Origin of the sequence: Streptomyces olindensis, assembly GCF_040645895.1 — a bacterium.
Taxonomy (GTDB): Bacteria; Actinomycetota; Actinomycetes; order Streptomycetales; family Streptomycetaceae; genus Streptomyces; species Streptomyces olindensis.
Genome location: NZ_JBEYZD010000057.1, coordinates 45,917 through 57,376 on the forward strand (window position 1 = coordinate 45,917; position 11,460 = coordinate 57,376).

9 protein-coding genes and 1 pseudogene are annotated in these 11,460 nt (G+C 73.1%); all 10 read left to right on the top strand.

The window, feature by feature from the left end; translation table 11 throughout:
* Positions 1–612 (top strand): GNAT family N-acetyltransferase, encoded by a 612-nt coding sequence (locus ABZ948_RS29840; protein ID WP_359764671.1) that lies wholly within the window; start codon positions 1–3, stop codon positions 610–612.
* Positions 609–1,745 carry a C45 family autoproteolytic acyltransferase/hydrolase gene (locus ABZ948_RS29845; protein WP_359764673.1) on the top strand — a complete coding sequence of 379 codons (1,137 nt, stop codon included), beginning with the start codon at positions 609–611 and terminating at the stop codon, positions 1,743–1,745. The genes ABZ948_RS29840 and ABZ948_RS29845 overlap by 4 nt, the downstream gene beginning before the upstream one ends.
* The gene (locus tag ABZ948_RS29850) at positions 1,742–2,539 is read left to right on the top strand and encodes a thioesterase II family protein (RefSeq protein WP_359764675.1); all 798 of its coding nucleotides are present in this window, start codon (positions 1,742–1,744) and stop codon (positions 2,537–2,539) included. Before ABZ948_RS29845 ends, ABZ948_RS29850 begins: the two co-directional genes overlap by 4 nt.
* 23 nt (positions 2,540–2,562) lie before the next feature.
* The gene (locus ABZ948_RS29855) at positions 2,563–3,411 is read left to right on the top strand and encodes an isocitrate lyase/PEP mutase family protein (protein ID WP_359764677.1); all 849 of its coding nucleotides are present in this window, start codon (positions 2,563–2,565) and stop codon (positions 3,409–3,411) included.
* Positions 3,412–3,474: 63 nt separating this feature from the next.
* Positions 3,475–4,416 (top strand): beta-ketoacyl-[acyl-carrier-protein] synthase family protein, encoded by a 942-nt coding sequence (locus ABZ948_RS29860; RefSeq protein WP_359764679.1) that lies wholly within the window; start codon positions 3,475–3,477, stop codon positions 4,414–4,416.
* 52 nt (positions 4,417–4,468) lie between these two features.
* Positions 4,469–6,775, top strand: a complete 2,307-nt coding sequence (locus ABZ948_RS29865; protein ID WP_359764681.1) for an iron-containing redox enzyme family protein — start codon at positions 4,469–4,471, stop codon at positions 6,773–6,775.
* A gap of 88 nt (positions 6,776–6,863) precedes the next feature.
* Positions 6,864–8,207, top strand: a complete 1,344-nt coding sequence (locus ABZ948_RS29870) for an ATP-grasp domain-containing protein (RefSeq protein WP_359764683.1) — start codon at positions 6,864–6,866, stop codon at positions 8,205–8,207.
* On the top strand, positions 8,204–9,481 hold the full coding sequence (locus ABZ948_RS29875) for an MFS transporter (RefSeq protein ID WP_359764685.1): 1,278 nt from the start codon (positions 8,204–8,206) through the stop codon (positions 9,479–9,481). Before ABZ948_RS29870 ends, ABZ948_RS29875 begins: the two co-directional genes overlap by 4 nt.
* Positions 9,482–9,538: 57 nt before the next feature.
* Entirely contained in the window at positions 9,539–10,495 is a 957-nt protein-coding gene (locus ABZ948_RS29880) for a DMT family transporter (protein ID WP_359764687.1), read from the top strand.
* Between the two features lie 127 nt (positions 10,496–10,622).
* A pseudogene (locus tag ABZ948_RS29885) lies at positions 10,623–11,460 on the top strand (hypothetical protein); the annotation flags it as partial.

Sequence of the window (11,460 nt, forward strand, 5' to 3'; positions counted from 1 at the left end):
ATGACCTGGGCACAGACCGCGAGGACGGTCCTGGAGAACGAGCACGTCCTGCTCCGCCCGATCGTCCCCGAGGACCGCGAGGCGCTGCGCGAGCCGGCCATGAGCCCGGAGATCTGGCGCTACTTCGTGATGCTGATCGAGACCGACGCGGATTTCGACGCGTTCTTCGACGCGGCCCTCGCCGACCAGGACGCCGGCCGGCGGGTCGTCCACCACATCATCGACAAGCCGACCGGCCGTACGGCGGGCAGCATGAGCTTCTGCAACATGGCCGAGGCGGACGGCCGGCTGGAGATCGGCTGGTCCTGGCTCGGCACGAAGTTCCAGGGGCAGGGCATCAACCGCTGGGCGAAGTTCCTCATGCTGGAGCAGGCCTTCGAAAAACTCGGCGCCGAGCGGGTCGAGTTCAAGACGGACGTCCTCAACGAACAGGCCCGCCGCGGCCTGCTCAACATCGGCGCCACCGAGGAGGGGACGCTCCGCAGCTTCAACCCGATGCCCGGCGGGCGTCGCCGTGACGCCATCTACTACAGCGTCCTGCGGGGGGAGTGGCCCGGGGTCCGGGAGCAACTCCTGACCCGGGCCAAGGTCCGCCGGCCGGAGTCGGCATGATCCGCACGGAGCCCGGGGCCGGGCCGGAAACCGTGACGGAGCCCGGGGCCGGGCCGGAAAGCGGGACGGAGCTGAAGGTTCCGTTCGTCCGGATCCACGGCGACCCCTACACCTGTGGACACCGGCACGGCGCGGAACTGGGCGAGCGGCTGCGCGACTTCGTCGGTGACGGCCTGGCCCGGCTCGCCCGGATCATGCCGGACCCCGTCTCGATGCGGTCGCTGCGGGACACGCTGGCCGCCCACCGCGCGGAGATCGAGTCCCAGACGCCACGGCTGGCCGAGGAGATACGCGGCCTCGCGGCGGGGGCCGGACTGACCGAGGACGAGGCCCTGCTGCTGCAACTGCGGCGCGAGATCATGGGGTACCGGCGGATCCCGGTGGCGGGGGACTGCACGACCTACGCCCGGGCCGGGGACGGTCCGCCCGTGCTGGCGCAGACCGTCGACCTCAACGGCGATCTCGACGACCAGATCAGCGTCCTGCACGTCGCGCCCACCGGATCGCCCCGCCAGGCCCTCGTGCTGAGCTTCGGCGGCCTGCTCGGCTACCTCGGCGTCAACAGCGACGGGCTCGCCGTGGGGCTCAACCTCGTGCTGGGCGGCGCCTGGCGCCCCGGCCTGCCGCCCTACCTGGCCATCCGCCACGTGCTGGACACCGCTTCCGGCGTCGACGAGGCGGTGGAGATCCTGCGGGGCCTGAGACTGACCAGCTCACGCACCCTCGTCCTGTGCGACAGCAGGAAGACGGCGTGGCTGGAGTTCCTCGGGGACGACCTGCGGATCACCGAGGCCGACGTCACCACGCACACGAACCACTTCCTGCACCCGGACTTCGCCCCGCACGACGAACTCAACGTCTTCGCGAGGAACTTCTCCCGGCAGCGGCTGGACACCTGCCGCGGGGCACTGGCGGAACTGCCGTCCGACGCGGGCGTCGAGGACCACTTCGCGGTGCTCTCGGCGCCGCCCATCCGGGTCGAGGGAAACGGCGACATCCGGCGCGAACGGACGGTCGCGGCGGTCGTGCTGCGTCCCGGCCCCGGCGAACTCCACGTGCGGCCGGGCGATCCGGCACGCTCCCGCACCCACACCTTCCGGCTGCCCGGATCCGCGGAAGGGAGGGCGGCATGACCGCTCCCGAGCGCCCCTCCGACTGGTTCGTGACCGGCGGATCCGGTGGATCCGGCGCACCCGACGCGCCCCGCGTGTACTGCTTCGCCCACGCCGGCGGAGACCCCCGATCGTTCCTGGCCTGGGGGACCGAACTGGGTGACGAGGCGCAGCTCGTCGCCGTGTGCCCGCCCGGACGCGGCCACCGGGCGGCCGAGCCGCGCCCCACCCTGGAGGAGTTCGCCGAGGGCGCCGCGGCGGCCGTCCACGCCCGGGAGTCGGACACCGGCGGCGCCCGCCCCGTCTATCTCTTCGGACACAGCCTCGGCGGCCTGGTCGCCTTCGAGACCGCCCGCAGGCTGCGTGACCTGCCGGGCCTGCGCCACCTGTTCGTGTCCGGGATCTCCGCCCCCGCCCTCGCGCCCTCGCGGCGGGTGCTGGAGCTCGCCGCCCTGGACGGCAGGGAGTTCGCCGAGCAACTGCGCTTCTTCGACGGGTTCCCCCCGGAGATCATGGAGCACGAGGACGTCCTCGACCTCCTGCTCCCCGGCGTGATCGCGGACTTCCGGATGGCCGCCGGGTACCGCTACCGCCCGGCCGCTCCGCTGAACGTGAGCGTCTCCGTCATCGGCGGCCGCGACGACGCCTACCTGCACGCCGACAAGATGCGGAAGTGGACCGACGAGTGCCGCACCCCGCCCGCGCTCCACTGGGTCGACGGCGGCCACTTCTACTTCCGCGACAAGAGCCCCAAGGCCGTCACCGACCTGCTGCTCGACGCCGTGCGGGCCGACCGGCACATCGAAGTGATCTAGCGAAGCCACCTGGAGGAGAAGCGGTGCAGCTCGACCCGCAGGACCAGTACCGCAGAGCCGTCGCCTTCGCCCGGCTGCACGAGGGCGAGCGGGCCTTCGTCATGGCGAACGCCTGGGACGCCGGGAGCGCCCTGCTGCTGGGGCAGCTCGGTTTCCCGGCGCTCGGGACGACCAGCGCCGGCCTCGCCTTCTGTCTCGGCCGGGCGGACGGCGCGAACCTGGTGCGGCGCGACGAGGCGCTGGCCAACGCGCGGTCGATCGTGGCCGCCACCGCGCTGCCGGTCAGCGGCGACCTGGAGAGCTGCTACGCGGACTGTGCCGAGGAGGTGGCGCGGACCGTCCGGCTCGCCGCCGAAGCCGGGCTGGTGGGCGCCTCCATCGAGGACGCGACCGGCGACCCGGGCGACCCGGTCCGCCCCCTGCGCGAGGCCGCCGACCGGGTCGCCGCAGCCGTCGACGCGGCCAGGGCGCTGCCGTTCCCGTTCACGCTGACCGCGCGGGCGGAGAACCACCTCCACGGGCGGGACGACCTCAAGGACACCATCGCGCGGCTCCAGGCCTACGAGGAGGCGGGCGCGGACGTCCTGTACGCCCCCGCCCTGCCCGACGCCGACGCGATCCGTGCCGTCCGCGCGGCGGTGGGCAAGCCGCTGAACGTCCTCGCGGGCGGGCGCCCGCCGCTCTCGGTGGACGAACTGTCCGCCTGCGGCGCCACCCGGATCAGCGTCGGCTCGGCCTTCGCGCGGGCCGCGCTCGGCGGATTCCTCCAGGCGGCGCGCGAGGTCCGCGACCGGGGGACGTTCTCGTTCACCGGGCAGGCCCCCGCGCACCGCGAGATCAACCACCTGATGGCGGCCCGGCCGCCGGTCTGACCCCCGGACGAGCACCCGGGCCCCGGAGCGCGAAACCCCCCGGACAAGGAAGCGGAGAAGGTCATGGGCAAGTCCGAAGTCCGCCTGCACGGCCCCCGGTACACGCTCGGCGAGACCGAGGTGCACCACACCGAGATCGCCAACCTGCTGGACCGGGCGGCGGAGTTCCGCATGCCGCCGACGCCCGAACTGTGGGGCTGGGGGCACGTACGCCGCACCGAGCGGAGCCTGGAGGCCATGGCGGCCGACAGCGCCACGGCCACGCTGCGGGCGGCGGGCGCCGACCCGTCCTCGGTCGAAGCGGTCGTGCTGTGCTCCACCCGGATACCGGGCCCCTCGGAGGTCCACGGCCGGTTCATGGAGACCTTCCTCACCGGAGCCGGCCTCGGCGACATACCGTTCTACGGCCAGAACCTGAACCGCTGCGTCAACCTCCTGGCGGCGATCGACACGGCCACCGCCTTCGTCGCCGCGGGGCGGTACCGCAGGGTGCTGGTCGTCACGACCGACAGCGCGGCGCGCGAGTCGGACCGCATGGTCAGCTACGCCCTGTTCAGCGACGCGGCGGCCGGCTGCCTGATCGTGGCCGACGGCGAGAGCGACACCCTGGCCGACGGCGGCTACGAGGTCCTCGGCTGCGCGACCGCACAGGACAGGCGGACCCTCGACCACTCCAACGAGATCAGCGCCGACCTCGCCCGCACGGTCAACGACCGCCTCCTCACGCCGCTGGGCGGCAAGCTCGGCGATGTCGCCGGCCTGATGCACGCCAACATCTTCAAGCCCGTGGTCGTGATGAAGGAGCGCCAGGCCGGGTTCACGGCCGAGCAGCTCCACACCGACAACATCGCCCGCGTCGGGCACTGCTTCGCCGCCGACCCGCTCATCAACCTCGTCGACCGGGCCGCCCTGGGCGAGATCGAGCCCGGCCGTCTCTACATGCTCGCGGCCGGTGTCCCCGGGCAGCGCATCGGTGTCCTGCTGCGGAGCGCCGAGCGCGGATGACCGGCCGAGCGGCCCGAGGAACGCGAGAGTCCCGAGGAGAGGGAGCCCTGGAATGACCACCGCACAGAATCCGCGCGCATGGCGCCGCGAACGGACCTTCGTGCCCTTCCGCCTGCCCGACACCATCGCCGCCCTACCACGCCGCCCGTTCGAGTTCAGCCCGGCGGGCCGCGACGCGGCCGCGGCGGCGTCCCTGGAACCCCGGGCCCTGTTCCACCGGCTCCTGCGCGACCAGGAGTCCGAGGCGTCCTTGCTGCTCTCGCGGCGGATCCTGCACGCCTTCCTCCCGTCCGAGGGAGAGCACCCCGAGGACGGGCCGTACGCGGCGGCCGAGCCCGAAGCCGCGGCGGCGATCATCGCCGCCCAGGTCGCCGAGGTGCGCGCCGAGCTGGCCGGGACGGCCGACGCGCTCGGTCGTCCCGACCCCGAGCCCCGGGAGGCCGTCGTCCGGCAGCGCGCCCCCCTGGCGCTGCTGGGAGGCTGCTGGCTCGACCACGTCTCGCAGCCCGCCACCCAGCCGTCCGTCATCGTCAACCGGCTCTTCACCCACCACCTGACCCTGCGCGGACCGGGCAACGGCAAGCGCGGCCTGGCCCACCTGCGGCGGCAGGCGCTGGAGACGGAGGGCGTCCACCTGCCGTCGATCGCCGCCGTCGACTTCCTCGACAAGGCGCGGGCCCGCCCCCTGACCGCGCTGCACGGCTGCTTCTACCTCGCGCTCTCCCGGCTGCCCGCCAACTTCCTGCCCGAAGTCGTCGGTGTGCACTACGCCTTCTTCGCGCTCGGCACCGACGACCTGCTGACCGGTACCGCGCCGCCGCTGTCCGAGCAGCGGCTGCGGGAGGCACTCGTCGCGTACCTGGCCCTGGCCGGCCCGGACGAACGGCGACGGCTGCGCGCCGCCGTGCGGCTGACGCTGGACCTGGAGCGGGAGCACACCGCGATGCTCACCGAGCTGGCCTCCTTCCGCGCGGGTCTGAGCGTGGAGGCGAAGGTCGCCGAGATCATCGCCCGGCACGCTCCCCTGGCCGGAACCCAGCACGGCGGCGTCCGCGTCGGCGACCGTCTGCTCTCGGACATCTTCGGCGCCTCCGGGCCCGCCCGGGGCGAGGCCACGGCGCCCGGACTCGCCGCCTTCCTCACCGAGTTCCGCGACTCCCGGTACCTGCGCCCCACCGGATCGGGAGACGGCGGCTGCCGGTTCACCGACGCCATGAGGTTCGGCGGGCCGATGTTCGGGATCTTCGACGAACGGGAGGCGGCCACCTTCCGCGCCTGGGCGACGCGCGTCCACGCCGGGGAGCGCCCCGAGATCGAGATCCCGCCCGACACGGTGGGGGACGAGCAGGCCGCACGCTGGAGCACCGCCCTCGCGCGCAGCGCCCCCGCCGACGTCGTCGTGGCCGAGGCCGACCCCCGCGACCACCGCGCGTTGTTCCACCGGCTGGTCAACATCGAGAACTTCCCCAACACCCTGCCCCTGGCGGCCGAACGGGCCGAGCAGTGCTTCCAGGACGCGGAGATCCTCTTCGTCCACGGCAGCGGAGGCAGGTACACCGACGCCACCTGGTTCGACTACAGCCCGCAGGCGCTGTACGAGCGGGCCGAGCGGATCTACTGGGAGAAGCTCGTCGAGCCCTACCGGCCGCTGGAGGAGATACCCGACCGGGACGAGGTGCTCTTCCGGCAGAGCACCTACTACCTCACGTACCTCATCGACGGCGCCTGGCTGCACCGGCTGGCCACCCTCGGCCACGACGAACGCGAGAGCGACGGCATGCTCTTCTCGATCTACGCGGACGAGATGGGCAACGGAGACCTGCGCAAGAACCACATCACCCTGACCCACCGGGTCCTGGCCAGCGCCGGCATCGAGCTGCCGCACATCCGCGACGAGGCGTTCATGGAGCAGGACGAACTCCCCGACGACCTCTACGGGTTCGCGCTCCAGCAGCTGTGCATGTGCCTGTTCCCCGACCGCTTCTACAACGAGATCCTCGGCTACAACCTCGCCATCGAGATGTTCGGTTCCGGCGAGATGCGGCTGCACGAGATCCAGAAGCTGCGTCACCACGGCATCGACACCTGTTACGAACAGGCCCACCTGACCATCGACAACTTCTCCGCCGGGCACGCCAAGCAGGCCGCCGACATCATCGTCTCCCACCTCGACGGCGTCCGGCGCACCCTCGGCGAGGCGGCCGTGGCGGCGGAGTGGCGCCGGGTCTGGCGGGGCTACGCGTCGTTCGCGTACTTCCTCGAACAGCCGATGCTGAAGGAGATCGCCGCCGCGCCGGACACCGCGTCCCCGGCACCCCCGCCCCCGGGCGACGACACGGTCTCCGAGCTGGTCATCTGATCGTGACGCGGACCCCCATGACCGCCCCCGGCCCCGGAAGGCACCCCCGATGACCGGCACTGGCACGCAACCAGGAGAACACGCAGACATGCCCGAATCCGCATCCCCGTCCGGCCGTCCCGACGACAGGGCCGAGGCGTTCATCCTGACCGGCTCCTTCCCCGTGATCCGCCGCAACCCGCTGTACCTGACCGAGCTCTCCCGGCGCGGCCTCAAGGTCCTCGTCATCACGGCGGACTCCTACCGGGAACAGGCGGCCGAGGCGATGGCCGACACGTCGAACCCCGCCTCCCAGATCACCGACATCGCCTATGTCACCGGCGACTTCACCGTTCAGGGCGCCTTCGTCGCCGGCGCGGTCGCCCGCACCGCGGCCTGGCGCGACACCTACCGGATCGTGGGCGCGTACGCCGTCGGCGACTACCTCGCCGAGCCGACCGGTCTGCTCGCCGACGGCCTCGGCGTGCGTTCCCCCGGTCTGCGGGCCAGCCGCGCGAGCCGCGCCAAGTTCCTCCAGCGGTGGTACTCACCCGAGCTCAGCCCCGCCTCGCTGACCATCCCGGCCGGGGAGCGCGACACCGCCGACCTGGGCGCGGTGCGGTACCCGGCCGTGGTCAAACCCGCCTCGCGGGCCTCCAGCTCCGGAGTCACGACCGTCACCGGCCCGGGGGAGCTGCGCCGGCAGCTCGCCGGCTACCCGGACCACGAGGTCATCCTCGTCGAACAGAAGGTCATCGGCCCGGAGTTCTCCGTCGAGAGCCTCGTCCAGGACGGCCGGGTGATCTTCGCGTCGGTCACCGGCAAGGACACCACGGACAGCCACGACCGCACCTTCGTCGAACTCGCCCACAGCGTCCCCAGCCCCCGCGACGACCTGCGCGAGACCCTGCTGGACGCCAACCGGCGGCTGCTGGAAGGGCTGGCGTTCCAGGACGGGATCACCCACGCGGAGTGGCGGGTCGGCGAGGACGGCAGCCCCCGCCTGATGGAGGTGGCCGCCCGCACCCCCGGCGACGGCATCCTGGTCCTCTACCAGCTCGCCACCGGCCGCCCCCTCGAACCGGAGATCATCCGCATCGCGCTCGGCGAGCCGGCCGGCTATCCGGAACCCCGGCGCTGGACGCGGCAGGTCTACCTGGAGCACGAACCCGGGACACTCCAGGGCGTCACCGTCGACTGGCCCGGGATACGCCCCGAGTGGATCAGCGACAGCGGCGTCTGGCCGGAGATCAAGCCCGGCGCCGTGGACGACCCGCCGACCCTGCGCGCCGTACTGGTCCTCAAGGAGCGCGGCAGCGTGCTGGAACCGCTGTCCAGCTCCGACGACCGGTCCGTCACCTTCTTCATCGACGCGCCCACCCCCGACGCCCTGGACGCCCTCGAAGAGCAGGTCCGCGCCCGCGTCCGCGTCGTCACGGGCGGACGCCCATGAGCGGTGTCACCCAGGAGGCCACCGACGGGGACGAGAAGGTCACCGTAGGAGCCACCCTCCGACAGGCCCCGCTCGCCGCCAAGACCCTCCTCGTCGGCGTGTTCGTCAACCGGCTCAGCGGCTTCCTCAACATCTTCCTGGTGCTGTTCCTCTCCTCCAAGGGCTACTCCACCGGCCAGGCGGCCTTCGCCCTCGGCGTGTACGGCAGCGGCGCCATCGTCGGGGTGTTCTTCGGAGGGGCGCTCGCCACCAGGCTCGGCGCCCGCAACGCCAGCGTCATCAGCATGGCGAGCGCGAGCGTGCTCATGGCCTCGATGATCTATCTGCCCTCGTACGGCCTGATCCTGGTCACGGTGGCCCTGGTGAGCCTGGTGGGCCAGCTCTACCGCCCGGCGTCCGCCACCCTGCTGTCCGATCTCACCCCCGCCAACCGGCAGGTGATGATCTTCGCGATGTACCGCTTCGGCATCAACCTCGGCGCCACCATCGCACCGCTCCTGGGATTCGCGCTCTACAACCTCGGCGACAAGAGCTACGCCCTGGTCTTCTGGTGCGAAGGGCTGATCGCCCTGGCCTACGCGGCCCTGGCCTGGCGGACCCTGCCGCCGCGCTCCGCCCAAGCGGCGCTCACCGCGCCCCAGGCCGGTGAGGAGGCAGACGAGGAGGCCGCCGCGGAGGACAAGCCCCGGCGCGGCGGCTACGCGGCCATGATGCGCGACCGGCGGTACGTGCTGTACCTGGTGGCGATGCTGCTCTACGCCATGGTGTACGCCCAGTACCTCTCCACGCTGCCGCTCGACGTGGAGGCCCGGAACGTGGCGGTCCTCTGGTACACGCTGGCCGTCTCCCTCAACGGCTTCATCGTCATCTGCTTCGAACTGCTGCTCACGAAAGTCACCCAGGCCTGGCCGCACCGGCTGACGATCTCGCTGACGCTCGTCCTGCTGAGCGCCGGCGTCGCGCTCTACGGACTGCCGCTGGGGCCGGCCGTCATCCTGCTCGGCACGCTCATCTGGTCCCTCGGCGAGATCATCGGCGGACCGGCGTCCATGGCGTACCCGGGGATCGCCGGGCCGGCCCACCTCAAGGCCCACTACATCGGCGGCTTCCAGTTCACCTGGAGCCTGGGCACCGCCCTCGGCCCGGTCCTCGGCGGCTGGCTCTTCATCCAGCTGGAACACCTGGTGTGGCCGGTTGTCGCCGTCGGCTCCCTGGTCGCGACCATGCTGGTCCTCGCCGCGGTGCCGGGCAGGGCGCGGCCCGTGGCGGAGTGAACCGTGGGCTCGGTGACGGCACAGCAGCGCGCGGTCGCAAGGGGAGGGAGCGGTGCCATGACGGTCCGGACGCCGGCGGTACGGAGAGCCGACGAGCGCCGGGCGGTGGCCGCGGCCGGGGTCACGGTGCTGCTGTGGGCCTCCGCCTTCGTCGTCATCCGCGACACCGTGCCGCACTTCTCACCCGGTGCCCTCGCCCTCGGCAGGCTCCTGGTCGGCGCGGCGATCCTCGGCGCCTTCCTGGCCGTACGCGGCGAGGGGCTGCCGCCGCGCGCCGCGTGGCCGGGCATCCTCGGCTCCGGACTGCTGTGGTTCGGGGTGTACTTCGTCGCGCTGAACTGGGCCGAGCAGCGTGTCGACGCGGGCACCGCGGCACTCGTGATGAACATCGGCCCGATCCTGATCGCGCTGCTCGGCGCCCGGCTCCTGGGCGAGGGACTCCCGCGGCGGCTGCTGGCCGGGGTGGCACTGGCCTGCGCGGGCGCCGGCCTGGTGGGGCTCGCCGGCGCGGACGAGGACCGGGCACCGCTGCTCGGTGTGCTGCTCTGCCTGCTCGCCGCCGTCGGCTGCGCCACCGGGGTCCTGGCCCAGAAACCCGCTCTCGGCCATGCCTCCGCGCTGCAGGTCACCACCTTCGGCTGTGCCGTCGGCGCGGCGGCGTGCCTGCCGTTCGCCGGTGGGCTGGTCCACGACCTCGGCGCGGCCCCGGCGCGCGCGGTGCTCGGCGTCATCTACCTCGGCGTCTTCCCGACGGCCCTGGCCTTCTCCACCTGGGCCTACGCGCTGGCGCGCACCACGGCCGGGCGGATGGGCGCCACGACCTACCTGGTGCCGGTCGTCGTCGTGCTGATGTCGTGGCTGTTCCTCGGGGAGGTGCCCACCCTGACGGCCCTGGCGGGCGGAGCGCTGTGTCTGGTGGGTGTCGCGGTCTCGCGCAGCACCGCCCGCACCACTGCCGTCGACAACCAGGTCGACGACCATGAGGAGGAGAACCGCGATGGACTGCGTCGTTGAGGAATCGACAGGCCCTGCGGAAAGCCCTGCGGAAACCTTACGGGGCCTGCCGGAATGGGAGACGGCCTTCGTCGGGCGGGCGTCCGAACGCGCCGCTCTCCGGGCGGCGCTGGGCCGGGAACGGCTGGTGTCCCTCACCGGTCCCGCCGGAGTGGGCAAGACCAGGCTCGCCGCCGTCGTCGCCGCCGAGGCGGCGAATGAGTTCTCCGCCGGCGGGGGCTTCGCCGAACTGGCCCCGGTCCGGCCGGAGTTCCTCGCGCAGGCGCCGGCGGTGGCGCTGGGCGTGACCGAGCGGCCCGGGCAGCCCCTGGAACAGGCGCTGCAGGAACGGCTCGGCCAGGGCCGCTGTCTCCTCGTCGTCGACGGCTGTGAGCACGCTCCGGGCGCCGTCGCGGGCCTGATCGGCCGACTGCTCGACGGCTGCCCCGGCCTCGTCGTCCTGGCCACCGGCCGCGAACCGCTCGGGCTCCCCGGGGAGCGGGTGTTCCCCGTGGAGGCGCTGCCCGTGGCCGAGGACTCGGCGGACGGGGCGGTGGCGCTCTTCCTGGACCGCGTCCGCGAGCCCGGCTACGAGCGGGGGCGTGCCGCGCGGGTCTGCGCCCGCTGGGGCGGCACACCGCTGGCCGTCGAACTGCTCGCCTCCGACGCCACATCGCCCGAAGCGGCTTCCGCCGACCGCCCGGCGTCCGGCGATGGGCTGGCTTCCGGCGATGGGCTGGCGTCCGGCGATGGGCTGGCTTCCGGCGATGGGCTGGCGTCCGGCGATGGGCTGGCGTCCGGCGACGGGCTGGCGTCCGGCGACGGGCTGGCTTCCGCCGACCGCCCGGCGTCCGGCGATGGGCTGGCGTCCGGCGACGGGCTGGCGTCCGGCGACCGCCCGGCGTCCGCCGACGGGCTGGCGTCCGCCGACCGCCCGGCGTCCGCCGACGGGCTGGCGTCCGCCGACCGCCCGGCGTCCGCCGACG

What these genes read in the sequence shown, in the direction of transcription:
- ABZ948_RS29840 (WP_359764671.1), top strand. Translation starts at nt 1, where the DNA reads ATGACCTGGGCACAGACCGCGAGGACGGTCCTGGAGAACGAGCACGTC.
- ABZ948_RS29845 (WP_359764673.1), top strand. Translation starts at nt 609, where the DNA reads ATGATCCGCACGGAGCCCGGGGCCGGGCCGGAAACCGTGACGGAGCCC.
- ABZ948_RS29850 (WP_359764675.1), top strand. Translation starts at nt 1,742, where the DNA reads ATGACCGCTCCCGAGCGCCCCTCCGACTGGTTCGTGACCGGCGGATCC.
- ABZ948_RS29860 (WP_359764679.1), top strand. Translation starts at nt 3,475, where the DNA reads ATGGGCAAGTCCGAAGTCCGCCTGCACGGCCCCCGGTACACGCTCGGC.
- ABZ948_RS29865 (WP_359764681.1), top strand. Translation starts at nt 4,469, where the DNA reads ATGACCACCGCACAGAATCCGCGCGCATGGCGCCGCGAACGGACCTTC.
- ABZ948_RS29870 (WP_359764683.1), top strand. Translation starts at nt 6,864, where the DNA reads ATGCCCGAATCCGCATCCCCGTCCGGCCGTCCCGACGACAGGGCCGAG.
- ABZ948_RS29875 (WP_359764685.1), top strand. Translation starts at nt 8,204, where the DNA reads ATGAGCGGTGTCACCCAGGAGGCCACCGACGGGGACGAGAAGGTCACC.
- ABZ948_RS29880 (WP_359764687.1), top strand. Translation starts at nt 9,539, where the DNA reads ATGACGGTCCGGACGCCGGCGGTACGGAGAGCCGACGAGCGCCGGGCG.